The 26473-nt window shown below is 65.3% G+C and carries 24 protein-coding genes and 2 riboswitches; of the genes, 7 read left to right on the top strand and 17 right to left on the bottom strand.

Going from position 1 to position 26473, the window contains the following annotated elements; all coding sequences use genetic code 11:
- Nucleotides 1-108: 108 nt before the first annotated feature.
- The 8 genes from ML540_RS10015 to ML540_RS09980 form a co-directional block, all read right to left on the bottom strand.
- The gene (locus ML540_RS10015; RefSeq protein WP_243360501.1) at nucleotides 109-627 is read right to left on the bottom strand and encodes a GNAT family N-acetyltransferase; all 519 of its coding nucleotides are present in this window, start codon (nucleotides 625-627) and stop codon (nucleotides 109-111) included.
- Between the two features lie 97 nt (nucleotides 628-724).
- Nucleotides 725-1753, bottom strand: coding sequence for a DUF1786 family protein (locus ML540_RS10010; protein ID WP_243360499.1), 1029 nt, complete (start codon nucleotides 1751-1753; stop codon nucleotides 725-727).
- On the bottom strand, nucleotides 1753-2331 hold the full coding sequence (locus ML540_RS10005) for a hypothetical protein (RefSeq protein WP_243360497.1): 579 nt from the start codon (nucleotides 2329-2331) through the stop codon (nucleotides 1753-1755). The genes ML540_RS10010 and ML540_RS10005 overlap by 1 nt, the downstream gene beginning before the upstream one ends.
- A gap of 3 nt (nucleotides 2332-2334) precedes the next feature.
- Nucleotides 2335-2793, bottom strand: a complete 459-nt coding sequence (locus ML540_RS10000; RefSeq protein ID WP_243360495.1) for a hypothetical protein — start codon at nucleotides 2791-2793, stop codon at nucleotides 2335-2337.
- 4 nt (nucleotides 2794-2797) lie between these two features.
- On the bottom strand, nucleotides 2798-3454 hold the full coding sequence (locus ML540_RS09995; protein ID WP_243360493.1) for a CBS domain-containing protein: 657 nt from the start codon (nucleotides 3452-3454) through the stop codon (nucleotides 2798-2800).
- Between the two features lie 52 nt (nucleotides 3455-3506).
- Nucleotides 3507-5735: an ATP-binding protein gene (locus tag ML540_RS09990; RefSeq protein ID WP_243360490.1), complete on the bottom strand. Its 2229-nt coding sequence runs from the start codon at nucleotides 5733-5735 to the stop codon at nucleotides 3507-3509.
- Between the two features lie 174 nt (nucleotides 5736-5909).
- A complete protein-coding gene (locus tag ML540_RS09985) occupies nucleotides 5910-6062 on the bottom strand; it encodes a hypothetical protein (protein ID WP_243360488.1) in 153 nt (50 codons plus the stop codon).
- A gap of 181 nt (nucleotides 6063-6243) precedes the next feature.
- A complete protein-coding gene (locus ML540_RS09980; protein ID WP_243360485.1) occupies nucleotides 6244-6621 on the bottom strand; it encodes a hypothetical protein in 378 nt (125 codons plus the stop codon).
- 558 nt (nucleotides 6622-7179) lie between these two features.
- On the opposite strand from ML540_RS09980, the gene ML540_RS09975 reads away from it, so the two are divergent.
- Nucleotides 7180-8319, top strand: coding sequence for a 3-dehydroquinate synthase (locus tag ML540_RS09975; RefSeq protein ID WP_243360483.1), 1140 nt, complete (start codon nucleotides 7180-7182; stop codon nucleotides 8317-8319).
- Entirely contained in the window at nucleotides 8316-9458 is a 1143-nt protein-coding gene (gene eboE, locus ML540_RS09970; protein ID WP_243360481.1) for a metabolite traffic protein EboE, read from the top strand. The genes ML540_RS09975 and eboE overlap by 4 nt, the downstream gene beginning before the upstream one ends.
- A 585-nt stretch (nucleotides 9459-10043) precedes the next feature.
- On the opposite strand, the gene ML540_RS09965 is transcribed toward eboE, so the two are convergent.
- From ML540_RS09965 to ML540_RS09955, 3 genes are all read right to left on the bottom strand, one after another.
- Nucleotides 10044-12020 carry an APC family permease gene (locus ML540_RS09965; RefSeq protein WP_243360479.1) on the bottom strand — a complete coding sequence of 659 codons (1977 nt, stop codon included), beginning with the start codon at nucleotides 12018-12020 and terminating at the stop codon, nucleotides 10044-10046.
- Nucleotides 12021-12182: 162 nt separating this feature from the next.
- A riboswitch (cyclic di-AMP (ydaO/yuaA leader) is annotated at nucleotides 12183-12318 on the bottom strand.
- A gap of 64 nt (nucleotides 12319-12382) precedes the next feature.
- Nucleotides 12383-13543 (bottom strand): glycosyltransferase, encoded by a 1161-nt coding sequence (locus ML540_RS09960; RefSeq protein WP_243360477.1) that lies wholly within the window; start codon nucleotides 13541-13543, stop codon nucleotides 12383-12385.
- A gap of 3 nt (nucleotides 13544-13546) precedes the next feature.
- The gene (locus tag ML540_RS09955; RefSeq protein ID WP_243360475.1) at nucleotides 13547-14590 is read right to left on the bottom strand and encodes a polysaccharide deacetylase family protein; all 1044 of its coding nucleotides are present in this window, start codon (nucleotides 14588-14590) and stop codon (nucleotides 13547-13549) included.
- A 273-nt stretch (nucleotides 14591-14863) separates the two neighbouring features.
- Between ML540_RS09955 and ML540_RS09950 the strand changes: the two genes are divergently transcribed.
- A complete protein-coding gene (locus ML540_RS09950; protein WP_243360473.1) occupies nucleotides 14864-15331 on the top strand; it encodes a hypothetical protein in 468 nt (155 codons plus the stop codon).
- Between the two features lie 110 nt (nucleotides 15332-15441).
- On the opposite strand, the gene ML540_RS09945 is transcribed toward ML540_RS09950, so the two are convergent.
- Both ML540_RS09945 and ML540_RS09940 read right to left on the bottom strand, forming a co-directional pair.
- Entirely contained in the window at nucleotides 15442-17418 is a 1977-nt protein-coding gene (locus ML540_RS09945; RefSeq protein WP_243360471.1) for an O-antigen ligase family protein, read from the bottom strand.
- A gap of 11 nt (nucleotides 17419-17429) precedes the next feature.
- Nucleotides 17430-18446: a glycosyltransferase family protein gene (locus tag ML540_RS09940; RefSeq protein WP_243360470.1), complete on the bottom strand. Its 1017-nt coding sequence runs from the start codon at nucleotides 18444-18446 to the stop codon at nucleotides 17430-17432.
- Nucleotides 18447-18516: 70 nt separating this feature from the next.
- Here ML540_RS09940 and ML540_RS09935 point away from each other — a divergent pair, with 70 nt between their 5' ends.
- From ML540_RS09935 to ML540_RS09925, 3 genes are all read left to right on the top strand, one after another.
- On the top strand, nucleotides 18517-19845 hold the full coding sequence (locus ML540_RS09935) for an ATP-dependent 6-phosphofructokinase (protein ID WP_243360467.1): 1329 nt from the start codon (nucleotides 18517-18519) through the stop codon (nucleotides 19843-19845).
- A gap of 137 nt (nucleotides 19846-19982) precedes the next feature.
- A riboswitch (cobalamin riboswitch) is annotated at nucleotides 19983-20100 on the top strand.
- 116 nt (nucleotides 20101-20216) lie between these two features.
- Nucleotides 20217-21287 carry a nicotinate-nucleotide--dimethylbenzimidazole phosphoribosyltransferase gene (cobT, locus tag ML540_RS09930; protein ID WP_243360464.1) on the top strand — a complete coding sequence of 357 codons (1071 nt, stop codon included), beginning with the start codon at nucleotides 20217-20219 and terminating at the stop codon, nucleotides 21285-21287.
- A gap of 92 nt (nucleotides 21288-21379) precedes the next feature.
- On the top strand, nucleotides 21380-21574 hold the full coding sequence (locus ML540_RS09925; RefSeq protein WP_243360462.1) for a hypothetical protein: 195 nt from the start codon (nucleotides 21380-21382) through the stop codon (nucleotides 21572-21574).
- Between the two features lie 42 nt (nucleotides 21575-21616).
- On the opposite strand, the gene ML540_RS09920 is transcribed toward ML540_RS09925, so the two are convergent.
- The 4 genes from ML540_RS09920 to ML540_RS09905 all read right to left on the bottom strand — a co-directional run bounded on the left by ML540_RS09920 (nucleotide 21617) and on the right by ML540_RS09905 (nucleotide 24798).
- Nucleotides 21617-22882, bottom strand: a complete 1266-nt coding sequence (locus ML540_RS09920; RefSeq protein WP_243360460.1) for a DUF2142 domain-containing protein — start codon at nucleotides 22880-22882, stop codon at nucleotides 21617-21619.
- 104 nt (nucleotides 22883-22986) lie between these two features.
- Nucleotides 22987-23925: a hydroxymethylbilane synthase gene (gene hemC, locus ML540_RS09915; protein WP_243360458.1), complete on the bottom strand. Its 939-nt coding sequence runs from the start codon at nucleotides 23923-23925 to the stop codon at nucleotides 22987-22989.
- Nucleotides 23916-24155, bottom strand: coding sequence for an FmdB family zinc ribbon protein (locus tag ML540_RS09910; protein ID WP_243360455.1), 240 nt, complete (start codon nucleotides 24153-24155; stop codon nucleotides 23916-23918). The genes hemC and ML540_RS09910 overlap by 10 nt, the downstream gene beginning before the upstream one ends.
- Nucleotides 24156-24180: 25 nt before the next feature.
- Nucleotides 24181-24798: a D-sedoheptulose 7-phosphate isomerase gene (locus ML540_RS09905; protein WP_243360453.1), complete on the bottom strand. Its 618-nt coding sequence runs from the start codon at nucleotides 24796-24798 to the stop codon at nucleotides 24181-24183.
- A 418-nt stretch (nucleotides 24799-25216) separates the two neighbouring features.
- Between ML540_RS09905 and ML540_RS09900 the strand changes: the two genes are divergently transcribed.
- Nucleotides 25217-26380 (top strand): ABC transporter substrate-binding protein, encoded by a 1164-nt coding sequence (locus ML540_RS09900; RefSeq protein WP_243360450.1) that lies wholly within the window; start codon nucleotides 25217-25219, stop codon nucleotides 26378-26380.
- Nucleotides 26381-26473 lie beyond the last annotated feature (93 nt).

The following is a 26473-nucleotide window of genomic DNA, read 5'->3' as shown; positions in this document are numbered from 1 at the left end:
ATCCCTTATGGCTTCGCGTCGATCGATGCGAATGCGATCGGGCACGAAAGAAGGCAGGAAGCGCGCAAAGCCGCGCCCTCTGCCTAGTTCAATTTCATGAAGACCGGATCAATCTTCGGAGGGTTCTTCGGGGCCGCCCAGATCGAGTTGATAGAACGCCAGATCGAGCCATCGTCCGAATTTATACCCGGCCTTGGTGATCGTTCCGGAGAATTTGAAGCCCAGCTTCTCATGCATCCTGATGCTGATGGTGTTTTCCGAGTCGATGCCGGCAACCATCGTGGCGTATCCTCTCCCGACAGCATCGGCTATCAAGGCCCGCATCAAAGAGATGCCGACGCCCTTTCCCCTGGCCTGAGGCGCAACATACACGGAATGCTCGATGGTGTATTTATAGGCAGGCCATGCCCTGAACGGACCATACGTAGAAAATCCGAAAACCTCCACGCCGTCGTCATAAACGAAAACGGGATAGCCATCATCGATCTTGTTGCAAAGCCACGCCGTTCGATCTTCCAGAGTCTGTGCTTTATACGAATATACTGCCGTCGTGTTCAATATGGCGTCATTGTAAATGTCCAAAATATCAATCAAATCTCCTTCTCGAGCTTGTCGAATCATATTCATTCGTTCCTGTTCCTGCGAAGTGATATGGTGTCCAGAGGGCGAAGCCCTTTGGCGGGTGCAGGGCAGCGCCCTGCCGGGGTACGGGGCGGAGCCCCGTCTACTCGCCCCCTCTTTCCTTCCAGGCCTTCAGCATGCCGAAACAACCGGCCAGCATCATGTCTCCTCCCGGAGCGGGGAACACGGCCTCCATCATCCCTCCCAGTTCGCCGCGCCGGGGGCCTATGACGAACGTGCCATCGAACGTTCCGGTGAGTTCCCGCACGGCGCAGCCGTGGCCGCCCGTATCGAACACGTCCTCATTGCGCAGCGCCCCCTTCCGGAACAGTTCCAGTTGCCGGACAAGCTCGGGGATTTCGATCTGGCCGGTGTGGTGTTCGTAAACGCCGGCCAGCCTGCCCTGGTGCACCAGAAGGCCCAGCACATGGCTGTTGCCCATGTTGACCACGAGCGTCCCCCGGTCGTCGGCCACGGCCTCCACGGCGGGGTCGAAGAGCGCGCCCAGGGCGGCCGCAGGGCCGGTGTCCATGACGGGTCCGCCGCCGGTGGCCTGCTGAATCGTGGCCAGGCGGGTGAGTTCGACAGGCGGCGTGTCATAGAGGAGCGCGTCCAGGCGCCCGGAGGTTCCGGCCAGGAAGCGCTCCCAGAGGCCGAAGCGTCCGGTGCGGCTGGACTGTCCGGGATGGTGCCCGTGGTCTTGGGCGCAGGCCAGCACGAGTTCCGGCGGTTCGAGCCCGGCCAGGGCCAGCAGTGACTGCCAGAAGCCGGGATCGTAGTCCGCAAGGTGCACGGGTACGTGTCCGGACGGGCAGGAGCCGGAGAGGACGATGCCGTGCCGGATGATGGACGGAGGATCGTCGGTGAGGGCGAGGGCGGCCTCTGGGTGGGCGGAGATCGCCAGCCCTGCGGCTGCGTGGTCCCGTGCCGCGCGCAAAAATCCGCCGCCCATGTTGTGGCCGCACAGATGGATCGGGCGTTTCTGGGCGGTGAGCGCCTTGATGCGTGCGGCCACGAGCTTGGCCGGGGCGGGGAGCACGAACTTGGGGCAGTTCTCCAGGGAGCGGCCCTCCATGAAATAGAGGGCGTCCTGGGTGCCGCTGCCGATATCGAGGCAGAGGATGGAGCGCATTACTGTCCTTGGGGTCCTTTGGCCACGCCGCCCTTGAGGCTGACACCGGGCTCCACGCCGCGCATGACGCGGCGCACCAGGATGAACTCCGGGTCGGGCACGCGGGCCACGAGCTTGTTGGTGGCGTCGCGCACCTCGACGGCGCTCGAGAGAGGCCGGAACGACTTGCCGTCGCCCGAGAATCCGAACTCGGCCACGTAGAAAATCCTGGCGGCGCCTGAGCCCAGGCCCAGGGCGAAGGCTTCGGCGGAGAGCGCAAGCGGCGCGCTCACGATGATGGTCCGGGCGGGGTATTGCCCCCGCCCCATCCATTTGGGACGCTCCTCGAACCAGCGGTAGCGGTCGAAGGCTTCACCCAGGGTGAGCCTATCGTCCACATTGGGGAAGGTGCCGTTCACGATGGCGTGCATGGCCGGGTCGTCGGTGACGAAGGCCGAGGCGACCCCGCCCAGGGGGGCGTTGCCCTCCGAGCCGGGGCCGGTGGGCTTGACGAGGCAGGCTCCGGCCATGAGCGCGGCGCACAGGATAGCCACGAGCCAGAACCGCCAGTCGCGCAGGATGCTTAAGAGCGCCGTCATGGCCTACTCCACGGGACAGGGCAGGTTTTTGAAGACGTAGCTGGCTTCGCCGGTGTGCCGGGTTTCGTCATAGTAGAGCATGATGTCCACCTGCTTGCCGGTCCAGGTGAGCATGCCGCCGGAGAGCTTGGTCGCCTTGCCGTGGCGATTGGCAATTTCGGCGTTCAGCTTGTCAAAATTCTCGCGGCCGTCCACTTCCATGTCCACGGTGAAGAGGCGCTTGTACATGAACAGGTAGGAAAGGCTCTTGAGAGGCACGCCGTGCAGGTGAAGGTCGTCGCCCGCGCGCACGCACTTGAGCCCCTCCTCGGAGTCGGTCTCGCAGGCGAATGCCTTGCCGGGCTGGTACTCCTTGCCGAAGGGGATGCCCATGAAATCAACGGGTTCGGCGCGCATGGCGGCCTGGGCGCTGGCGCACAGGCAGGCCAGGGCGGCGGCGAGAAAAGCGGTTCTGAGAAACATCGCGCTATTTGCTCCATTCCTGGACGAAGTTCTTGGCGGTTTCCATGCGGTAGCCCTTCTTTTCGAGGCTCGACTGCACGTCTTCGACGTTCTCGGCGTCCACGCGGATGACCAGCATGCGCCGCCCGCCGTGGAAGAAGGTGCTGGCGGAGAGGATGTTGGCGTTCTTGGAGGCGATGGCGTCGGCCACTTCGCGGATGACGCCGGGCCTGTCCTGCACCTCGAAGACCAGGCGCGAGCCGCCCAGGGCCAGGCCCATCTCCTCCACGAGGACCTCGAGCATGACGGTGCGGGTGATGTAGCCGATGAGCCCGCCCTTGTCGTCCACCACGGCCAGGCCGGCTAGGTTCTTGTCGTGCATGATCTGGGCGGCGAGCTCGATCTCCATCTCAGGGGGAACGGTGGTGATGTCCTTGCGCATGACCATGCCCACGTCGAGCTTGCTGATGAGGTACAGGGCCTCGTTGCGGTCCAGGGTGGAGAGCATGGAGGGCAGCGCGGCGGTGAGGTCTTCGTGGCGCACGTAGCCCACGAGCTTGCCGCCATCCGTGACCAGAAGCATCCAGTATTCCTCTTTCTCGAGGATCTTCTTGGCTTCCGGCAGAGGGGTGGAGGGGGTGACGGGGTGGAAGTCCTTGAGCATTTTCAGGCCGACGTACATGCGATCCTCCTGGGATCATAAAGGGTTTTTGAAACCGCCCATGCGGGCGGGGTCATGCGTTGGCCGCCTGCTGGCTTTGCTGCTGCTTGGCAGAGCGGCGCAGGGGCAGGGTCAGGATGAACGCGGCCCCCTCCCCGGGGGTAGACTTCACGGTGATGGAGCCGTTGTGCATGGTGGTCACGATGTAATAGGACACGGAAAGCCCGAGTCCGGTGCCCTCGCCCACCTCCTTGGTGGTGAAGAAGGGTTCGAAGATGCGTGCGGCATCCTCTTTCCGGATGCCGGGGCCGTTGTCGCGCACGGTGATGACCGCGTCGTCGGAGGTCCTGGAGGCGCGTATCCACAGCTCCGGCGCCCGTATATCCGCGGTTTCGGCCATGGCCTGGGCGGCGTTCTTGAAGAGGTTGAGCAACACCTGCTCAATCTGGTTGCGGTTGACCGGGGCTTCTCCCAGGTCCAGGGAGAAATCCCGCACCACCTTGATGGTCTTGAAGTCGAGACGCCTTTTGAGCTCGTAGTCGTTGGCGGCGAGATCCAGGGCCCGCTCGATGAGTTCGTCGATGCGCGCCGGGATGTAGCCCGAATGCGAGCGCCGGGAGAATCCCAGCATGTTGGCCACGATTTTGCCCGCCCTAGCCCCAAGTTCGCGGATGGTTTCCACTTGTTGGAAGACGCCGCGTTTTTCCAGATAGGCGCGCATCCCTCCCAAGTCGATCCCCGCTTCCTGCGCGGCCACCCGGTTTGCGGGCAGGTCAGGCGAGAGCCTCCGGGCCAGGTTCTGGGCGGACATGAGGATGCCCCCCAGGGGGTTGTTGATCTCATGGGCCATGCCCGCCGCGAGCCCGCCCACGGTCATCATCTTCTCGGTGTGCACCATGACCTCTTCCATGCGGATGCGGTCGGTGATGTCGTCGATGCGCAGCACCGCGCCCATGTCCCCACCGGACGAGAGCGGATACACCAGGACGTCCACGATGCGCCGCCCCGAGCCGAAATCCACGGTCAGCTTCTCCCACTTCGCCGGGATGCTCATGGCGGCCGTGGGGCCGAGGCCGGGCAAGGCGGAGGTGAGTTGGGGCATGGTCTGCTCCAAGGTCTTGCCGAGGGCCTCCCGGGCCGGGATGTTGGTGAGCTTTTCGGCTTCCACGTTCCATTGCTCGATGCGCCCGCTGCTGCCGATGGAGGCCAGAAAAGAAGGCATGGCGTCCACCACCGCCGAAAGGCGGCGCCGGCTGTTGTCCAGAGCCCGCTCCCTGATCTTGAGGTTCGCGACCATGGTGGAGAAGCTTTCGGCCAGGTCCTCGAATTCACGGAATCCCGGGGTGATGTCGATGGAGTAGTTTCCCCTGGCCACGGCCCGGGTCTGGGCGGTGAGGTTCTCCACCGGACGCAACAGCTGCGCCCTGAAAACCACCATGGCCAGCACCGAGCACAAGGCCACGATCACCACGCCGCCGAGGGTGTAGGAATAGAGGTTGCGCACAGAGGAATAGGCGAGCGAAGCAGGCTCGAACACGATCACCAGCCAACCGGACGTGGACACCGGCGCGACGCTGGCGATGCCCCTCACCCCGGCGTAGACCTCCTCGTTGGTGCCCTCCACGCCGTCGAAGCCGCGGCGGACCACGGCCATGTTCAGCAGGCTCTCGCGTTGCACAGCCGCCTGGGGATCGGAGTGTCCGATGACCGAGCCTTTTCCATCCACCACGGCGATGAAGCCTCCCTGGGGCGAAGGCAGCACCATGGCCATACGGGAGAGTTCTTCGATGCGCAGATGCAAGGAGGCCACCCCCCCGGGGAAGCTCTCGGAGATGACGGCGCCCCCCCCCTCATTCTGGCTCGGGACGTTCGCCTCGGAATAGACGAGGCCCTGCTTTTCGCGGGCGACGCGGAAAAACGGTTTGGACGAGAAATCCGCACCGGCTGAATCCGGCATGGCTGGAGAGGCGGCCACCAATCGTCCCGAGGCGTTTATCACCTGAACCTGTCCGACGATCTTGGTGAAGTGGTGGATACTCCCGAGCGCCACATCGAGGGCCTCTCCGGACAGGCCAGACGCGAGCATCCTGGCCAGGGCGGACAAGGCGTATTCGGGCTGGGCCAGGGCGTTGCCCACTTCCCCGGCCAAGGCGTGGGCCAGTTCCCGGTTGCGCCGGGCCACATCGTCTCGCATGCGCTCCGACACGCGGTCGAACACGGCGAATTGGAGTCCCACTCCCAGGCAGGCCAGGATGGTCAAGCCCACCGCAAGGCGGGTTCTCAAGCTGGAGCGAGCTCGCATGGTCCTCATTCCCGGGCGCAGCCGAGCCCGGAGGGTGAACTATCTACGACCCTAAGAGCATACGGCTAGTGCCATACCGTGTCAAACAGGCGAGGAGAACGGGGGATGGGGAGGAGGCACCGCCGCGTCCCCCTTGCGCGCGGGGACTGCGGACGGCCTGGCGGGTGTCCCGGCTCAGCCGAGCCAGGTGAGGGAATAGAGCCTGGCGTACACCGTGGTCACTCGCCTGGCCTTGGAGATTCCGAAACCGAAATCCCTGAGCCGGCAATAAATGTGCACCGGGTTAAGCCTGTGTTGCAGATAATTTCTCAGCATCCGTGCTAACATGACCGCCTCCCACCGGACGATCCGGACTTCCCTGTTCTTTATGCATTCCGCATGCCGGTCGATAAGGGAACTTTCCAACCGGTCCCGCATGACATATCGGCCCAGGGAGGAAAATGCTTTAGCCCAAACGCCAAGGGGGCCTTACGGCCCCCTCGTGTATGATTATCCGGCCATGTGCCGGTCAGTTGGCCTTGGGCGCCGTTTCAACAGCCTTGGAACCGGTGGAGGACTTGGCCTCCACGGGCTTGGCCGCGTCCTTGGCCGTCTTGTGCTTCACGGCCAGGGGCTTCGCTGTGCCGGTATCGGCGGCCTTCTCCGCCTTCTTCTCCACCACCGGGGCGGCCTTGCCCTCGGGCTTTGCGGAGACCTTGGCCTCTTCCGCCTTGACCGTTGACGGGGCGGCCGCGTCCTTTACGGCGTCGCTCTTCTTCACCGCCGGGGCCGTTTCTGTCTTCACCGGCTCTTTCGCACCGTCCACTGGCGCCTTGTCGAGGGCGAAGGCAACAGGAGCATACACAAGAAAAACACCCATGACGCTGGCAGCAACAATGCGATTCATTGCAGTTATCTCCAAAATATTGTTTTCAGTGCCTCTTATGACTCACACAACGTTCGCCATCGAAGCACGAACACTTTAAAGCATCAAGCATGCCAAGCCGATGAATCGGCCATACAAGCCATTTCTGCATCTACTTGTTCTCCGGAAACCGGGAAAAGTACATTTTTTGCTCACTAGGGACTTGCCGGATTACAAAATTTACTCACGCCCTCTCGCCCCCCCCGCATGGCGCCCCGGCCTGGTTCCCCTGCCTGCCTTCCTACCGTGAAAATTCTCCTGTCCATGTCGCAATCGCCCCAGCACAGGCACGCGCACCCCTTAAGCGATCTTTTTTGGCTTGTGATTTCATGCGGTTGATACGTGAAAATTCTGCCTGGAAGTCTGGTCTTCCCGGATTATCATTTAATCGAGTCCGTACTTTCCGGATTTCTCGTCCTCCCTCTGCCAGCCATCGCCACGTGCAGGCTGGGCTCCGAAAATTGGAGCTCGTGCGTATCTCCGGCCTTCGCGCCGCCGCAATTGACGAAACCCGCGCCCGGCACCTACAAGCACAGTCGCATGAGCAAAATCATTCGACAGAAAATCGCCGTCACGTACGATTTCCCGGTGGCCTTCACTCGAAACGCCCTCGCCCCGGACAACGAAACCCTGGCAGGGATATTCCCGCCTGGCGCAAGCGGCCCGCACAGGCTGGCCGTGGCGGTCGATTCCGGCGTGGTCGGGGCCTTTCCCGGCCTGATGCGCGACATCGAAGCCTACTTCACGCGCCATCCCGTAGCCCGCTTGGCCGCGCCCGTGCTGACCGTGCCCGGCGGGGAGAGGTGCAAGGCGGACCTGTCCGCGTACCAGGCGGTGCTGGACCTCATCTTCGAGGCCCGGCTGTGCCGCCAGTCATACCTGCTGGTTGTGGGGGGAGGCGCGGTGCTGGACGCGGCCGGGTTCGCGGCGGCCACGGCCCACCGGGGGGTACGCCTGATCCGCATGCCGTCCACGGCGCTGGGCCAGAACGACGCCGGGGTCGGAGTGAAGAACGCGGTGAATTATTTCGGGCGAAAGAACTTCCTGGGCAGCTTCGCCCCGCCGTTCGCGGTGGTGAACGACTTCGCCCTGCTGGACGGCCTGCCCGAAAACGAGCGCCGGGCCGGGCTGGCCGAGGCGGTCAAGATCGCTCTCATCAAGGACAAGGTGTTCTTCGATGAGCTTTTCGCCCACCGGGCCGCCCTGAATGCATTCGAGCAGGCCCCGTTCGAGCGCTCCATCGAGCGCTGCGCCGAACTGCACCTGGAGCACATCGCCACGGGCGGCGACCCCTTCGAGTTCGGGTCCTCGCGCCCCCTGGATTTCGGCCACTGGAGCGCCCACGCCATGGAGGAAGCAACATCCGGCGCGCTTGGGCACGGCTGCGCCGTGGCCGTGGGCGTGGCCCTGGACAGCGTCTATTCCCGCCTGGCCGGGCTTCTGCCTGAAGCGGACCTCACGCGCATCCTGGCCATCCTGCCCGATCTTGGCTTCGCGCCCTGGCATCCGGCCCTGGAGACGCTCGACATGGAAGCCTCCATCGAATCATTCCGCGAGCACCTGGGCGGCAGGCTATTCCTCAGCATGCTCACCGGAATCGGTTCGCGCGTGGAGATCAACGACGTGGATTTCGGGCTCATGCGCCGCGCAGCCGCCATGCTCCGGGAGCGTTTCTCGTGAGCGCCCGGCCGGCCCCCGTCACCTACTGCACCAACATCCACCCGGGCGAATCCTGGGACGAGACCCGGCGCAACCTTGAGGCGCACACCCTGGCCGTGAAGGCCGCCGTGTGCCCGGACGATCCCTTCCCGGTGGGGCTTCGCGTGTCGGGGCTGGCCAGCCGCCAGGTGGACGGCGGGGAGGCGTTGCGCTTCAAGGACTGGATGGGGGAGCACGGCCTGTACGTGGCCACGGTGAACGGATTTCCCTTCGGGACCTTCCACGGCACGCCGGTGAAGTCCGGGGTGTACCTGCCGGACTGGCGCGATCCGGCCCGCCTGGAATACACCCTGCGGCTGGCGGAACTCCTGGCGGTGTGGCTGCCGGAGGGCATGGACGGGTCCATATCCTCGGTGCCGGTGGGATTCACGGCGGATTTCGACCTCGCGCAGGAAGGCATGGCCCTGGCCACCATCGGCAAGGCCCTGGAGGGGCTCGACCGGATCGCCCAGCGCACCGGCAAGCTGATCCGCCTGTCCGTGGAGCCCGAGCCAGGCTGCCTGGTGGAGACCACGCCCCAGCTGGTTTCGCTGTTCGAACGCCTGGCGTTGCCGGAAAATCTGCGCGCGCACCTGGCGGCCTGCTACGACTGCTGCCACCAGGCCCTGCAGTTCGAGGACCCGGCCTGGTCGCTTACGCTTCTGGCGGACAACGCCATCGAGATCGGCCACGTGCAGGTGTCCTCGGCGCTCAACCTGCCCTGCCCGGCCCTCTCCTGCCTGTCGCGATTCGACGAACCGGTGTATTTGCACCAATGCGTGTTCAGGGATGGGAGCGGGAAGCTTGAGCGGTTCGACGACCTGGGGCAGGCGTTGGGATGGGTGAAGGGAGTTCCGGCCGACCCGTCGCCCCGGCCGGATTTTGGCGGCGCACCCAGCTGGCGGGTGCACTTCCACCTGCCGGTGTTCCTGGAAGAGCTGTCCGAGTGCTCGACGACCCAGGCTTTCCTGAGGGACTTCCTACCCCTGGTTCCTGCTCATGTCCCGCTGGAAGTGGAGACGTACACCTTCTCGGTGCTGCCAAAGGAGCTGCAAACACCCACGGTGGTGGAATCCATCGTGCGTGAGATCGAATGGGTCGAGGCCTGCCGCAGAGGGTAACCCCATAACGGGAGTCCAGAGGGCGTAGCCCTTTGGCCGCCGGAGGCCCCTCCCCTTCACGATTCACAGGGCACAAAAAAAGATTTGCTGGCGCGATAGCCGGAACTCCGGCAGCCTCCCCTTCCTTCAGGTGTGGCTCTTACGATGCGCTTACGCAAATCTTTGTAATTAGGCGCCTCAACGCGCGATTATGATGAAAGCGGCTTATTTCCCTCGTCCCCCCGTTGATTGTTGCACCTCATTGCCTCTACTTAATTAAATAACCACGCTTTCTTCCACGTCCAGGGGACTGGATCGTCTTTCTTCCGGGTTCGAATCATCACGGACGCGGGGCACAAAAAAAGATTTGCCTGGCGCGTGAGCCTGATTGTCAGGCAGCCTCCCCTTCCTTCAGGTGTGGCTCTTACGGTGCGCTACGGCAAATCTTGTCAGGCGCCTCAATGCGCTGCTTATGGTATTCGAGGTTTATTCCCCTCATCCCTCCGATGGAGTTGAACACCATTGCCTCTCTGCAAGACAAGATAAACACCCGATGCCCGCTGTCCAGGCCGGGATGAAAAATCCCGGCCCGGACAAGCCGTTTGTTTACAGGGCGATGGGCATGATCATGAAGGGGATGCCCACTTTGTAGATCTGGCGCTGCAGGCTGAAGACCACGTAGTTGTGCAGGAGCCTGGTGAGCAGGGTGTCCTTTTCGAACACCAACTGCCCGCCGAAGAACACGCATCGCGGGAAGCGCTCCTTGATCACTGGCGCCAGTTCGAGAATCTCGTGGACCACCTCCGTGCCGACGGCCCAGTGGGCCTCCGCATGGTAGCACTTGGAGCGCATGAGAGCCAGGTACTTGTCCATGCTGGCGCGTATGCCCTGCTTGAGGCGGCCCAGCTCGGCGTGGTCGCGCATGACGTGGGCGTCCACCACGCCCACCTGAACGAATACGTAGTTCTTGAACTCCTCGCCATGGAGCCTGAGCACGTTGAAGAGCGTGTGCAGCCCCAGGCCGTTGTAGCCGTTGACCAGGATGACGGCCGTCTTGGCCTGGGTGTCCGGCTCGGAGGGGGCTTCCAGGTCGCAGGCCGGCAGGGTCACGGAATCCACCAGGGTGTCCAGAGACTGGATCTGCTTCCAGGTGTCGTCGTAATGGCGCTTGATCTTGAGGGCGAAGAAGGCCAGGGCGGCGGTGATCACCACGGTGAGCCAACCGCCCTCGAAGAACTTCACCACCACCACCGAGGCCAGGATGAAGGCAGTGAGCGCGAGCCCCAGGCCGTTCAGCGCCAGCCCCTTGACCCACTTCTCGCCGGCCTTGTGGCGGACCTGCCACCAGTGGCGCACCATGCCCGTTTGCGAGAGCACGAAGGTGATGAAGACGTTGATCGAATACAGGACGATCAGAAAGTCCACGGAGCCCTTGGACACGAGCATGAGCAGCAGGGCCGCCCCACCCATGAGCAGGATGCCGTTCTGGGTGACCAGGCGGTCCGAGAGCATGGCGAAGCGGGTGGGGAACCAGCGGTCCAGGGCCATGTTGGCCAGCACTCGCGGCCCGTCCAGGAAGCCCGCCTGGGCCGCCACGAACAGGAGCAGCGCCTCGGAGGCCAGAGTCACCCACACGAACCACTGGCCGAAGGGCTGGGGCCACTGCCCGGTCACGGCCTCGAAGAGCACGGCGTTCAGGGTTTTGCCCTCCTGGTGCCCCACCCCGTAGAGCAGGTAGGCCAACATGAGCCCGGTGACGGTCACGGCAAGGGACACGGCCATGTACACCATGGTGCGCTTGCCGGTCCGCACCTTGGGCTCGCGCAGGATGGGCAGGCCGTTGCTCACGGCCTCGATGCCGGTGTATGTGCCCGCGCCCATGGTGTAGGCTCGAAGGATCAGCAGGAACATGCCCAGGTAGCCCAACTGGTCCCGCGCCGCGGAGGCGTCCTGGCTGATGCGCGCCGCGAGTTCCGCCCCTTGGGCGGCGTGGGTTCCCAGGCCGTAGCCCAGGGCCACGATGTGGGTGATCACGAAAGTCATGAAGATGGGCACCAGCACCGTGACCGACTCCTTCACCCCCCGCAGGTTGAGCATGGTGAGGATGAGTACGCCGGCGATGGCCGCTTCCAGCTTGTAGGGCGCCAGGGATGCGGGCAGGGAGCTGAAGATGGCGTCCGCACCCGAGGCGATGGAGATGGTGATGGTCAGCACGTAGTCGATGAGCAGGGCGCAGCCCGAAACCATGCCCACCTTGGGGGAGAGCAGGTTGGAGGCCACCAGGTAGCCGCCGCCGCCCGAGGGGAAGAGCTCGATGATCTGGGAGTAGCTGGCCGAGATGACGAGGATGGTCACCGCCGTGCCCAACGCCACGAACACCGCCAGGAAGGTGTGCTCGCCCAGCGCCAGGAAGGCTTCTTCCGGACCGTAGCAGGAGGAGGATAGGCCGTCCGCCCCGAGTCCCACCCAGGCGAAGAAGGCCATGAGCGAGAGCTGATGGAAGATGGACTGGTCCCCGAGATTGAGGCTTTTGCCGATGACCGCGTCCTTGACGCGCTTGCCGACCGAAGGATGCTGATCCACTTCGGATCTCCTTTGCATGGCCGAAAAGCGGAAACCAGCACGGACGTGGGAGTCGAGGGATCGGGGGGCGTGTAACGGCATCGCTCGCGCGCCAAAAAGCGGACGAAGGACGCGGCACAGCCATCCGGAAAGACGGGCAGAGCCTTGCCACGAAAAATGGAAGGTTCTCCCCCTCGACGCCTACGAGGTTAGCTGACGGGCTCGGGCCGAGGAAGTTGCCCTACGCGCTATGCGCGATACGCCCCGGGATTTTGGGTCCCCCGCTTCCGCTCCTAGCGGAACTCGGCGATACGTTGTCCAGGCAGATACGCTCGCGGCCGCCCTTTGGCAAGGCGGCCGCGATTACTTTTTGGGGAAAAGGATCAGAATCCGCAGGTCTTCAGGAGGTGTGCGAGCACCGTTTCGGCGTCGAAGAATTCCCGGGCGATGTTCCGGGCGGCCGCGCGGTGCCTGGGGTAGTCGGCGAGCACGCTCTCGATGGCGGCCTTGGCGTTGTCCACGCCCTCGAAGGTGACGAGCCCCTCTCCCACGGGAAGGAAGGTGCCGAAGCCGGTATCTTCCACGATCACCGGGCGCCCCGAAGCCAGGTAGCTGGCGGAGCGGTCGGAGAACCATCCGGACTTGAGCTGGATGTTCTGCTCCTTGGCGACGGAGAACTCGCCCGTGGAATTCAGGATGTAGTCGTGGTAGCCCCAGATGTCCTTTGAGAGCACCAGGGCGTCCTTGACGTTCCAGCCGTGCCCGGCGAAGCGCTGGGCGTCGTCCTTCATGCCGCTCATGGTCAGGTCCAGAGTGACGCCGGGGAGCTTGGAGGGCAGGTCGATGATCTGCTCGTACTTCTCGCACTTGCGCCAGGAGAGCTTCTTGCCTTCGTGAACGATGTCGCGGCCCTGTGCGTCCCAGCTGCCGATGGTGGTGAAGCCGGTGCCGGGGCCTTCCACGTGGGGCCACATGTCCAGGACCACGGGCGTCCGGGTGGGGACGTATTCGATGCCCGAGAGGGGCACGCCGGTGGAGCCGGTGGGGATGTTGTGGCCGAAGGTGAAAAAGACGTCGTGCCGCTTGAAGTAGTCGCGGGTCCAGTCGTCGTTGGCGATCTTGGACTGGGTGAAAATGGGGTCGGTGTCGATGATGGCCCGGACCTTGGCCTTCATGTAGGAATCGCGCAGGGGGATGACGCCCGAGATGTTCAAGAACAGGTCGGCCTCGGCGCAGAAACGGTCCAGATCCTCGCGCTCCATGCCGTAGAGCTTGTTCTCGAAAATGGTGTTGTAGGCCCAGCGTCCGGTGAACCCGATCTTGCCGAAGGCCTCGCCGACCACCATGCGCCCGTGGCTGGAATCGGCCGAGGCGTACCCCTTGTTGGGATCGAAGGGCAGAGCCCACTCGGCGGTGTCCTCCACGAACACCACGTCGTGCCCCAGGCGCGCGAGCCCCTCCAGGTAATGCATGAACATCCACACCTGACCGCCCAGGGGGAAGCTCACCACGTAGCCGCCGACCACGATTTTGAGCTTGCGCATTCTTTACGAACCCTTTTTCATGATGGATTTGGACTGCGCGGCGGTCTGCTGCTTCTTCAGATCGTCCATGAGTTTCGCGCCCTCGCGCGCCGTCACCACGGGGATCTTCTGTTCGTCCACGAAAGCGCACACGGCGTCGAGGCTCTCCGCGGGGTAGGGTTCCCACCCGATGTTCTCGCCCACTCCGTGGAAACAGAACACGACCCAGCCCCCGTGCTCCAGGGAATGGTCCTTGATGATGCGGATGAGCGACTGGGCCGAATCCTTGGTGTGGACCATGAAGCGCTTGATGGCGAAGGGGTCGAAGGAGCCGGGCCGGTTGTCGGAATCGCGGCCGGTGCAGGCGCGCGAGTAATAGCGCCGGCTGATGACCTCCACGTCGTCGGTCCAGTAGTTGTGCGGCGCGACATACGTGTCCACCTTGAAGCCAAGCTCCGTCAGGATGCGCTTGGAATCCTCCATCTCGCGCTGGTAGGAGCCGGCCCTGATGCCAAGCGTGGCGGGGTCGCCGCTCCTGAAAGGGTGCACGTGCAACTCAGCGATGGTCAGGTCGAGCCAGTAGGTTCCGGGTGTGGCCCGCAGCTGTTCCAGGTTCTCGACTTCCTTGAGGGGCTTGCCGTCCTGGAAGAGCGCGGCCACGCGATCATAGTCGTATTGCGCCTGGTAGTGATCGGGATCGTTCTCGTCCAGGCGCCATCCGGTGATCACTTCCTGCTCGAGGGTCTTGGGAATCTGGACGGGACGGCTGTGGGTCATGCTGTGGGAGGCGATCTCCCAGCCGCTCTTCTCGAGCTCGCGAACCTGGTCCAGGCTCATGTAGTCGCTGTTGCCCGAGAGCATCCTGTTCACGACGATGGCGGCCGTGGCCAGCTGCCCCCGTTTCTTGAGGATCGGTAAGGAATACGTATAGTTGGTCACGATGCCGTCATCGAAAACGAACGTGACCATTCCCTTGGGCAGGCGCTGCTCTCCGGCGTAGAGCTGCATTGGAAAGGCGCAAGCCGCGCCCATTGCGGCCAGAGCCCCGAGAAAACTCCGTCTGTTCATGCAAATGAACCCCTCAAATCCGTACTCCCCCGCCCTGACACACGATCATTCCGCGAGACCACGCAAGCAAGGACCGGGCCATCCCGGTCGTCCCCTTCGCCCACTTGTCTTCGCGCGCGCCGGAACGGACCCTTTATAGGAAATGAGCCCCAAAATCAAACCGTCCACCCGGGCCCGGGCACGCAAATTGCCCACTCCGGATGAAAAAACCGTAACCGCCAAGCCCTTGACCACATCCCACAACCTGTTAGGAGCCCCTTCTCGGAGGTTCGCATGCACACTCCCAGACTCGCCGCCCTGCTCGCAGCCTGCCTGCTCGTCACCCTGGCCGCTGCGCAGGCCCGGGCCGAGGCCAAGCACTTTTGGGCCTCCCAGCGCCATTTCGAGGAGCTGGCCACCAAGGCGGCCACCCTGGCCGCGGACATGGACGCTCCCGGCGAAAAGAACGCCTGCAACTATTTCACAGCCACCGCCATGACCTACGCCGTACGCGCCCACGCCATGGCCCAGCTCTCAGACGTGGCCGCCCAGGTGAGCCTTCCGGGCGACAAGGCCCTGCTCCGGCAGAAGCTGGCCGAAACCCGGTCCTACGCCGACAGCTTCATCGAGGGCGATCTCAAAGTCATCGAGAGCCTGGCCTCGACCAGCAAGAACTCCCGCATCCGCGAAATCGGCTTGCGGCTGGCCAACGAGCTGCGCGTGTTCGAACGCAACTTAGCGGCGGCAGTTGGAAAGAACTGATCCCAAGGGGCAGTGTTTCGAAGATAGGATGGATTCGCGCCTGCGCAAGGGGGGGCTCCCGGCGGCCAAAGGAACTGGGGCCCTCTGGGCTCCCGCTCAGTGCGGGCGGGCTAGCGCGAAAGCCCCGGTCCGGCGATCCAGACGCCCAGCGCGCGGTAATCCTTGATACCCGACGTCAGCGGGAAATACAGCCTGGACGCGGTCAGGAAGACGCGCTCCCCGGACTTCACCGCGTCCCTCCCGATTTCGAAGGACGCCTCGCGCCCGGTGGAGGCGTCGAAGACCTTCTCCCAGAGCACCCTGCCCCTGGCCGACAGCGCCACCCGCACGGGCCGCGTGGTCATATCCGGATGGGGCACCCCCGCCGTGAACCGCCACGGCCCCTCCCCCCGCAGAAGAAACGAGGATGCGCCGGAACTCCACAGCACCTCACGCCCGGACACGACCTCCGGCCCCGAGAGCCCCTGGACGTCCTGGGAACCGGGCGCGGGGTAGGCGTCAAGTCCCAAGCGCGCCGCCATGGCCGCGAATCCGGCGTTGGAGAGGTTCAGGCCAAGCGCCGCCAGCACGGCCAGGGCCACGGCCCGCCCGGCCCGGCGCTCGGTGAAATCTGCGATCCAGCCGCCATGGGCGTCCTCCAAGCGCAGGCACCAGGCCAACACCACGAAGAACAAGAGCCACACCGCCGGGATGTAGATCATCTCCTGGAAGAAGCCGAAACCGTGGAAGGCGGCCAGGGAAAAGAGCGCCGCCAGGCTCATGGCGTCGGCCCGGAGCCGGTGGGCGCGCAGGGCCAGCTGGGCCGCCCGAAAGGCCAGGAAAACCCAGGCCGCGAGGCCCAGGAGGCCCGCTCCGGAAAAAATCTGGATGAACAGGTTGTGGGTGGCCTCGAACATCTCGGCATCGCGGGGAATCTCCCGGGCCATGCGCCCGGCCGGGGCATCCATGAGGTGCGGATAATGCCAGGCGTACGTCTCGTAGCCCATGCCGGACACGGGGGACTCAAGCCCGATCAGCACGCCGCTCTTGAACACCAGCGGGCGCGGGGTCTCGGAGAATTTCTCCAGGCGCTGGGCGATCATGGTGGCCAGGGGGAAGTTGAGGAGCGACACCCGCGTGGCGGACAAGGCCCCGTACACCCCCACCCCCACCACGGCCACGGCCGCGAGCCCCAGAAGCGCGCCCTTGGCCATGCGCCGGTAGTCCAGCGAGAACAGGTCGAAGCCTCCCGTGGCGGCCACCACGCAGCCCATGGCCAGCACGCCCGAGACCAGCCAGGCCGCCCGGGCCATGGTGAGCACCATGGCCGCCAGGGCCACCGCCAGCAGGGCGAAGAGAAACCAGCGGCCACGCCCGCGCCCCAGAAGAAAGAGCAGCGGGAATCCCACGCAGACGTATTCCGCGAACCAGCCGGGGTTCAGAAACAGCGAGGTGAGCCGGTCGCTCATGGCGTAGGCCGTTCCGCGAGCCAGGAAGTATTCCGCCAGCCCGAAGGCCAGGGCGGCCGGGATGGAGGCGGCTACGCCCCGGGCCATGGCCATCAGGGGTTCGTCTTCGCGCGTGCGCGAGAGCTCCCAGGCGAACAGGGCGTAGAGCGCCAGCCGGTCCAGGGCGGCCACGGCGTAGAAGGAGCTGGCGGCCACCGAGTAGGCCAGCATCCGGGCCAGCCCCAGAGGGCCTGTCTCGCGCAGGGCGGAGGCCATCTCGCCGAAAGGAAGGAGCGGCAGCCCGGCCAGCATCACCCCCACGAAGCCCATGAGCCACAGCCGAAGCGGCCCGAAGCCCTCGGCCGGGCGCCTCTCGCCGGTATCCAGCAGCAGGGCCAGGGCGGCCACGCTCACCAGGAAGTGCATCACCTGGGCATGGGCCGAGTAGGACTGGAATCCGAAAAAGGGCAGCGACGCGCCCAGGGCGGCAAGCACCAGGGGCAGGGACCTGCGCCACAGGCAGACGGCGCAGGCCAGGGGCACGGCCAGGGCGAACAGCTTGGCGCGCCCGCCCATGTCCCAGAGGAGCATGCCGGACATGGTGGCGTTGGCCGCCAGGAAGACGATCTTGGACGAAAAAATGGCGCGCTGAAATTTCATGCAGGGGCCTTCTAGCCCAGTCGCTCCCAGAAATCGAGCACGGCCTGGCGCTGAGGCTCGAGCCCGTAGGCGGTCGCCGTGGCGGCCAGGGCCCGGCGCACCCGCGCAAGCTCCTCCCCGCCCCGCTGCCACAGTTCCAGGGCGTTCTCCAGGGCCAGGGCCGCACCCATGACGTCGTTGTCGGGCACGAAGAAGCCGTTGCCCTCCCAGGGGACCGGGTCCATGGGGCACGGCGGGACGTAGCCGCCCGGTTCGCCCCCGGAAGCGCCGCCTGGCGGCGCGGCCTGGCGCATGTAGTCCCAGCCGCCAAGTCCCGCGAATCCGGCCGGGATGGCCCCGCTGGCCATGGCCTCCAGGGGCGGCAGGGGGCAGCCCTCGGGAAAGCCCGTGGCCAGGAAGGCGTGGGATCGGGCCAACGCCTGGGCCACTCCCTGGCGGTCCAGGCCGCTTATCTCGACCCACTCGGGGGAGAAGCGCCCTCGGGCGCGGATCACGGCCCGCACCTGGTCGGCCAGCGCCTTGTTTTTGCGGGGCATGTAGGCCACGGCCAGGGTGTCCGGCTTGGCGGACGGGGCCGAGAACACGTCCAGGTCGATGCCCGGGCGCAGGATGGGCGCGGTAGCGCCAAGGCTCTGCCCAATGAACCAGGCCACGGGTCGGGACACCGCCAGGAAGGAGACGTCAAGCGAGCGCCACTCCACGCCCGGGGGCAGGCCGGTGAACAGGTAGGCCCAGTTCTGCACATACACCAGGCAGCGCGCCCCGGCCCGAAGCCCGGGGGCGAGCGCGTTCACCCACCCTTCCGGCACAACCCAGACGTCGCCGCGCGTGAGCCCTGCCCGGTCGAAGTCGAGCTCCGGCACGCCCTCGCTGTCGGGACGCCAGCCGGAGCGCTCGCGCAGCACCAGGGACACGTCGCGCCCGGCCTCGCGCAGCACAGCGGCCATGCGGCACAGCACGGCCACACCTCCGGCGGCCTTGCGCACGGGGGGGATGAAAAAGAGGGTTCTCGCTGGTCCTGCTTGCATCTTGTCACACCGCCTTGATACGGGCTAGAGAACGGATAAATACCGAACATGCCGCCAAAGGGGCCCCATCATGCACGAAAGCGAGCACCCAGGCCAGACCTCGCCCGACCCGGCCGACCCGGCGGATCTGGACACCCGCATCCCCACCCTTGGCCCGGCCAAGATTCCCAACCCGCGCAAGAATTCCCTGTTCGTGGATGATGAGCAAGGGGTTTCGGTGAACATCCTGCGGACCGTCCACGGCAAGGCCCCCCGCACCGCCGTCATGGAGCAGGCCGGGCCGCGCAGCCACATCTATTTCGACCCGCCCAAGACGAAATGCGCCGTGGTCACCTGCGGCGGGCTCTGCCCCGGCATCAACGACGTTATCCGCTCCATCGTGATGGAGGCCCACCACGGCTACAAGGTGTCCTCGGTGCTGGGCGTCCGCTACGGGCTGGCCGGATTCATCCCCAAGAACGATCCGGACGTGGTGGATCTCACCCCGTCCTACGTCGCGGACATCCACGAATTCGGCGGCACTGTGCTTGGCACCTCGCGCGGCCCGCAGGACCCCCAGGACGTGGTGGACGCCCTGGAACGCCTCAACGTGGGCGTGCTCTTCATGCTGGGCGGGGTGGGCACCATGCGCGCGGCCCGGGCCATCCACGAGGTCATCGCGAGACGCAGCCTGCGCATCGCCATCGTGTGCATCCCCAAGACCGTCGACAACGACATCCACTACGTCTCCCGCACCTTCGGCTTCGACACGGCCGTGGAAAAAGCCATCGAGGCCATCCGCTGCGCCCACATCGAGGCCCTGGGCGTGCCCTACGGTATCGGCGTGGTGAAGCTCATGGGCCGTGAATCCGGGTTCATCGCGGCGGCAGCGGCGCTCTCCATCAAGGAGGTCAATTTCGTGCTGGTGCCCGAGCAGGCCTTCGTCCTGGACGGACCGGGCGGCTTCCTGCCGGAGCTCGAATCGCGGCTGAGAAGGCGCGGCCACGCCGTGGTGGCGGTGGCCGAGGGGGCCGGGCAGCACCTGCTGCCCCAGTCCGGGCTCACGGACGCCTCGGGCAACACGGTGCTGGGAGACATTTGCGGCCTGCTGCTTTCACGCATCAAGAGCCACTTCAAGGACGTGCTGCCCGTCACCGTGAAATACATCGACCCCAGCTACATCATCCGCTCTGTCCCGGCCGGGGCCGCCGACCGGGCCCACTGCAACATGCTGGGGGCCATGGCGGTGCACGCGGGCATGGCGGGCAAGACCGGGCTCATGGTCAGCCCCCTGCACGAGGTGCCGGCGCACATCCCCCTGCCCCTGGTGACGGCGGGGCGCCGGCAAATGGACCTTCAGTCGAGCTTCTGGCAGCAGGTGATGGACTCCACCGGCCAGAGCCAGCCCAAGTCCTGCTGAGGCTCGCTGTCGAGCGGCGCCAAGCGGGGGCGGAGATGGCTCCGGGGGCCAAACGCTTAAGCCCGGGCCCTCCGGGGACCGCCCTTGACCCAAGGCGCGCTCCAGAGTAGCAGGGGCGCACCATATCCGGCCGTTACGGAACTACGGTGCAAATCCGTGGCGGTCCCGCCGCAGTAAGCGATGACGAAGCCCGAAACGCCACTGTCCCTTGGGGATGGGAAGGCCGGGCCGAGGATGACCCGCGAGCCTGAAGACGGACGGCCGGAACCGTTTCGCGGATTGGACCCATGGTAAAGGCAATCCCTTGACCTTCCTTTCGAAGGCCAAGGGATTTTTTATTTGCGCAACTCAACCGATTCAAAGGACATATCATGCGCGACGCCTTCGACGCCCTCCTCGCTCGCATCTCCCCCGTGGACGCCTCCCTGGCGCCCAAGGCCCAGGCCCATCTGGACGACCTCACCAAGCCCCAGGGCAGCCTCGGCCGCCTGGAAGAGATCGCCAAGAAACTCTTCCTCATCGGAAACGGCCAGCCCCCGAAGGTGGATCCGGCCGTGATCTTCACCTGCGCAGGGGACCACGGCGTGGCCACCGAGGGCGTGAGCCTCTTCCCCCAGGAAGTCACCCGTCAGATGGTGCTCAATCTCGTGAACGGAGGCGCGGGCATCAACGTGCTGGCCCGCCAGGCCGGGGCAGAAGTGACGGTGGTGGACGCCGGAAGCGCCGGCGGAACCTATCCCGAACACCCGCGCCTGGTGCAGGCCAAGGTAGCCCCGGGCACGGCCAACATGGCCAAGGGACCGGCCATGACCGAGGAGCAGTGCCTCAAGGCCCTGTTGCTCGGCGTCCGGCTGGCGGACGAGGCGGCCCAAAAGGGCTGCAAGGCGCTGGGCACAGGCGACATGGGCATCGCCAACACCACCCCTTCCACGGCCCTGTACAGCGCCTTCCTGGGCCTCGAGCCCCAGGGCATCACCGGCCCCGGCACCGGCTTGGACGCAGGCGGCGTGTCCCGCAAGGCGGCCGTCATCGCCAAATGCCTCGAGGTCAACCGCACGGCGGTGGAGTCCAAGGACCCGCTCAAGATACTGGCGGCCCTGGGCGGCTTCGAGATCGCCTGCATCGCGGGCCTGATCCTGGGCGGCGCGGCCAACAAAATGGCCGTGCTGGTGGACGGGTTCATCTCCACGGCGGCCTTCGTGGCGGCGGCTTCCTTCGTCCCGGCCGTGGCGGACTACTGCTTCTTCAGCCACGCCTCGTCCGAACCGGGACACCAGGCGGTCATGCGCGCCCTCGACGCCAGGCCGGTGCTGGACCTGGACCTGCGCCTGGGCGAAGGCACGGGCGCTGCCCTGGCCCTCATGATCCTGCGGGCCTCGGCCGCCATCTACAACGAGATGGCCACTTTCTCCCAGGCCGGAGTGAGCACGGCGGACGCCTAGACGGCACTCGACAAAGGCTCCGGGCGGGCATATATGCTCTAAAGGGCGGCCGGGCTATCCGGCCGCCCAAGGCGATCCCCTGGAGCCCGGTCATGAACGACAACCTGGTTCACATCGCCACCTACGACGGGCTGGTGCATTCCCCGGACGCTCTCACGGCGCATCCGGCGGGAGATCCGTTCGCCCAGCCCCCCGGACACGTCATCATCCCCACCCCGCCAGCCGACCAGGTGATCCACGTCATCCAGGAAGGCATGGTCGGCCACGTCATCAACGAACTGGTTTGAATACGGCCCCGGACGGGACCGTTCGGACAAGGGCGCGACGCCCTATCTTGGGATCGCGGCCAGCCCCACGGCCGTGAACGACCACATGGACATGCCCCACATGACAAGTCCCGCCGCCCAGAGCGCCGGGGTGAGCCGCCCGAAGCCGTCGCGGCAGCGCACCATCACGCAGGCGGCCATGCCCAGGATCGGAAAGAGATAGCGCCCCTGGGCCTGGAAGTCGTTGTTCCAGGAGTGCCACACCGACTGGAAGATGGTCAGGGCCGCAAACAGCGCCAGCAGCCCGGCCAGGACCCGCCCCTGCGGCCCCGCCCGCAAGAGCGCGGCGAACAGGACGAGAGCGAACACGTCCAGGGCCCAGGCCATGTAGCGGTAGAAGATGAGCGGGGCTTCTATGTCCATGGCCCCGTACTTGCCGAAGGCGCTGCGGAAGGTGAAAATGTGCCACTTCCACTCGCCGGTGAACATTTCCGTGAACGTGACGCCCTTGCTGCGCATGCGCGAGCCCCAGAACCCCCCCCCCTTCTCCAGCGTCGAGGGCTTGAACTCCTGCGGGGCCACCTGCTCGGCCACCTTGGCCGCCGCGTCCGGGGGCTGCTGGCGTTCGATCCAGACGTTCGCCCCGTAGCGCAGGCCGAACACCGCCGCCGCCAGGGCCAGGGCCAGCCCTGCCTGACGCAGGGTCACGGGGGACGCCACCCTCCCCGGCCAGGCAATCACCACCCACAGGCACAGGAAAAAAGCCAGAAAAACGTAGTAGTTCTGCTTGGATATGGCCAGGAGCCCAAGCGTCAGCCCCAGGCCCGCCAGACGCCCGGCCTGGGACCGCTTCGGCCCGAGCCCCGGCCCGTCCTCCAGCAGGCGCGCCAGGAACCAGGCCGCGATGAATGTAAGCGCAAGGGGCAGAGCGTCGCCGTTGAAATAGCTGAACACGTACCAGACCTGCGGCGAGATGAAGAGCGGCAGGAACCCCACGCGGGCTCGTCCCGGCAGACACCAGCTCAAGACCGCCAGCAGGGCGAACAGGGACACATTGAACAGGCGCAGGGACAGGTAGTCCGACCCGGCCAGAGGCTTGACCGCGCGGGCGAACTTGCCCGCGAAGAAATAGACCGCGTCCAGTTGGTTCAGGTAGGACACGCCGTAGTTGCTGTAGGCCCCGGCCGCGCGTTCGTCTCCTATTTTCGGGGGGTCCCAGTACTCCATGTAGTACTGCCCCGCGCCCACGTGGTCCTTTTCGTCGGGGTGCGCCCTGTAGGCGCTCACCAGGGCCATGGCCGCGACCACGGCCAGAGTGGTGGCAGTCACCAGGAACCAGAGGACATCGCCCCAGGGCGCGAAGCGGAAAGGGAGTCCAGAGGGCGAAGCCCCTTGGCCGCCGGAGGCTCCCCCCACGACCATCCCCTCTCCCACTATGCCTTCACTCCGGCCCCATAAACAGCAGCCAAAATCTCCGCGCCGCCCTGGGCCAGCACATCCTCGGCCACTTCGACGCCCAAAGTGCCGGCTTCCACGCGCGGTCCCGAACGCTCGGCCCGGATGATCTTCTTCCCGTCGGGATCGGCCACCAGTCCGGTCAGCGTGACCATGCCTCCCTCCACGCGCCCGTAGGCCGCGATGGGCACCTGGCAACCGCCCTCCAGGCGGGCCAGGAAGGCCCGTTCGGCGGTGACGGCGTCTCGGGTCTCCATGTGGTCCAGGAAGGCCGCGAGGTCCTGGGTGCGCTTGTCGTCGGCGCGGTACTCCAGGCTGAGCGCGCCCTGGGCCACGGCGGGGATGAACTGCGGCGGGGCCAGGCGGGCCATGCGCGGGGTGGTGATGCCCAGGCGGTTCAGCCCCGCTGCGGCCACCACGATGGCGTCGTACTGGCCGTCCATGAGCTTCCCTACCCGGGTGTCCAGGTTGCCTCGCAGCATGCGGATGTCCAGGTCCGGACGCACGGCCAGGAGCTGGGCCTGGCGGCGCAGACTGGAGGTGCCCACGGTGGCTCCCCGGGGGAGCTCCTCAAGGCTCGAATAGGAGGTGCTTAGGAGCATGTCCGCGAAATCCTCGCGCTCGGGAATGGGCCCCAGGGCCAGTCCCTCGCGGCGCTCCACGGGCACGTCCTTCATGGAGTGCACGGCCAGGTCGGCCCGGCCGTCGGCCAGGGCTTCCTCGATCTCCTTCACGAACAGGCCCTTTCCGCCCACCTTGGCCAGGGGGACGTCCAGGATCTTGTCGCCCTGGGTCTTGAGGACGAGCAGCTCCACGGCGAGACCGGCGTGGCGGGATTCCAGCAGCGACTTGATGTGATTGGCCTGCCACAGGGCCAGCTTGCTGCCCCGGGTGGCGATGGTGATGGTCATTTGCACGTGGCGCAACTCCCGCCCGAGCATCCGGCGCATCCGCCGCCACCGGAGGGCGCGGGCACGGTACCGCCCTGGTAGCCGCCGGGGTTGTGTCCGGCGGTGTGGCGGCAGGCGCTCATGAGCTTGTGGGTGTTGTCCGAGGAGCACTTGGGGCAGGCGGGCGCCTGGTCGCCAAAGACCAGCTCCTCGAATTCGCAACCGCATTGTTCGCAGCGGTATTCGTAGATCGGCATGTCGAAAACTCCTTCAAGCGCGGTATCAGACCGTCGCGTCGAGGTAGGGTTTGAGCTCCACGACGGCCTCGAACAGATAATGGTCGGTCAGCTTGCACATGAGGTGGCCGCAGGCGATGTGAATCTCCTGGATGAGGGCGGTCACGGTGTGCGGCACCAGGATGGCCAGGTCGCTGAACTGGACGATCTCGCCGTTCTTGCCGGTCAGGCCCACGGTGGTCAGGCCCTTTTCGCGCGCCAGGCGCATGGCGGCCACCACGTTTGGGCTGTTGCCGGAGGTGGTGATGCCCACCAGCACGTCCCCGGGCCGTCCCAGGGCCTGCACCTGCTTGGCGAAGACCTGGTCGAAGCCGTAGTCGTTGCCAATAGCGGTAAGTATGGACGTGTCGGTGGTCAAGGCGATGGCCGGAAGCGGCGGACGCTCCAGTTGGAAGCGGTTGACGAACTCGGCCGCCAGGTGCTGGGCGTCGGCGGCTGAGCCCCCGTTGCCGCAGAAGAGTATCTTGCCGCCCTTGGCCAGGCACAGCGCCAGGGTGCGTCCGGCGGCCACCACGGTCTGGGCGTTCTCGTTGAAGAACAACTCCCGCAGCCTGGTCCCTTCGCCGGCGTAGTCGAGCACGAGCTCCAAGGCATCGCTGGACATGGTGGAATCTCCTGGGGTCATCGATCCGGCGGGGCAAAGTAACGGAAACGACCGGGGAACACAACGCCGGGCAAATGTTCTGGCGGATGTTGCGTTGCGAAGCAATCCAGGGTACTTACCTCCATTGTTTTTTTCCAGACCCGTACGTCGCGGGACGCCAAGTTTATAGATGCCAGCAGGCGTTGGGCTGCAAGAGTGTTGTTCCGCAAAGCGGAACGACGCAACGTGAGAGTTCCGCTCAGCGGAATGCGGCACTTTTGAAGGTCCGCTCAGCGGAACGCAGTCTTTTTTGCAATTTTGTACTTTTTTTTCGTTGCCGATTGCGCTATTTCAAAGCCGCTACGCGACGCGTGGCTTTGTGTTTTGGGGAGATGCCCGGCATGGGCCGTCACGCCAACCCTAACCACTGGAGCGGTCAATGAAAAAACTCCTCGTTGCCTTGCTTGTCGCGGCCTTCGCCTTTCCGGCGGCCGCCTTTAGCGCCGACACCATCAAAATCGGCTTCAACATCCCGCTGACCGGCGACATCCCCAAGGTCGGCGAGATGAGCAAGGACGCCGCCGAGATGCTGAAGGAAAAGATCAACGGCGCTGGCGGCCTGGAAGTGGGCGGCAAAAAGTACATGCTGGACTTCGTGTACGTCGACAACGAGGCCAAGCCTGAATCCGCGGTCAACGCGGCGCTCAAGCTCATCGAGGGCGAGAAGGTGCTGGCCATGGTCGGCCCCCAGGGCTCCGGCCGCGCCATCCCCGCCGGCGAGATCGCCAACAACAACAAGACCGTCATGATGTCCGCCTGGTCCACCAACCCCAAGACCACTCAGGACCGCCCCTACGTGTTCCGCGCCTGCTTCCTGGACGACTTCCAGGGACCCGTGGCCGCCAAGTTCGCCACCGAGCAGCTCAAGGCCAAGACCGCCGCTGTGCTGTACGACGTGGCCTCCGACTACCCCAAGGGCCTGGCCGAGTTCTTCAAGAAGGACTTCGAGAAGCTGCACGGCGCCGGCTCCGTGGTGGCCTTCGAGACCTTCACCACCAAGGACGTGGACTTCTCCGCTCAGCTGACCAAGATCCTCAAGGCCAAGCCCGACGTCCTGTTCACCCCCCAGTACTACAACGAGGTCCCGCTGATCGTGAAGCAGGCTCGTGAGCTGGGTTACAAGGGCCCCATCCTGGGCTCCGACTCCTGGGGCTCCGCCGAGCTCATGGCCCTGTGCGGCGACGACTGCAAAGGCCAGTACTTCGTGACCCACTACGCCGCCGCCGGCGCCAAGGGTGCCACCAAGGAGTTCATCGACGCCTTCAACGCCAAGTTCAAGCAGATCCCCGACGACGTTGGGGCGCTTACCTGGGACGCCACCGGCATGGTTCTGGCCGCCATCAAGAAGATGGGCGCCATCTCCGGCGACCTGGCCAAGGACCGCACCGCCCTGCGCGACGCCATGGCCACCATGCGCGACTTCGACGGCATCACCGGCAAGATGAGCTACGACGGCAAGACCGGCGACCCCGTCAAGTGCGCCGTGATCGTCAAGATCACCGACAAGGGCGAGTTCGCTTTCCACGAATCCGTCTGCCCGTAGGCGACAAGGTTCCAAGGGCGCGGAAGGGCACACCTTCCGCGCCCGTCTCTTCGTTCCGGACTTCTTGTGGTCTTCAATTAACAAGCCTCGGGA

The organism is Fundidesulfovibrio terrae, from assembly GCF_022808915.1.
GTDB lineage: Bacteria > Desulfobacterota > Desulfovibrionia > Desulfovibrionales > Desulfovibrionaceae > Fundidesulfovibrio > Fundidesulfovibrio terrae.
Note: the sequence above shows the minus strand (reverse complement) of the source record. Positions and strands in the feature narration are given on the sequence as shown.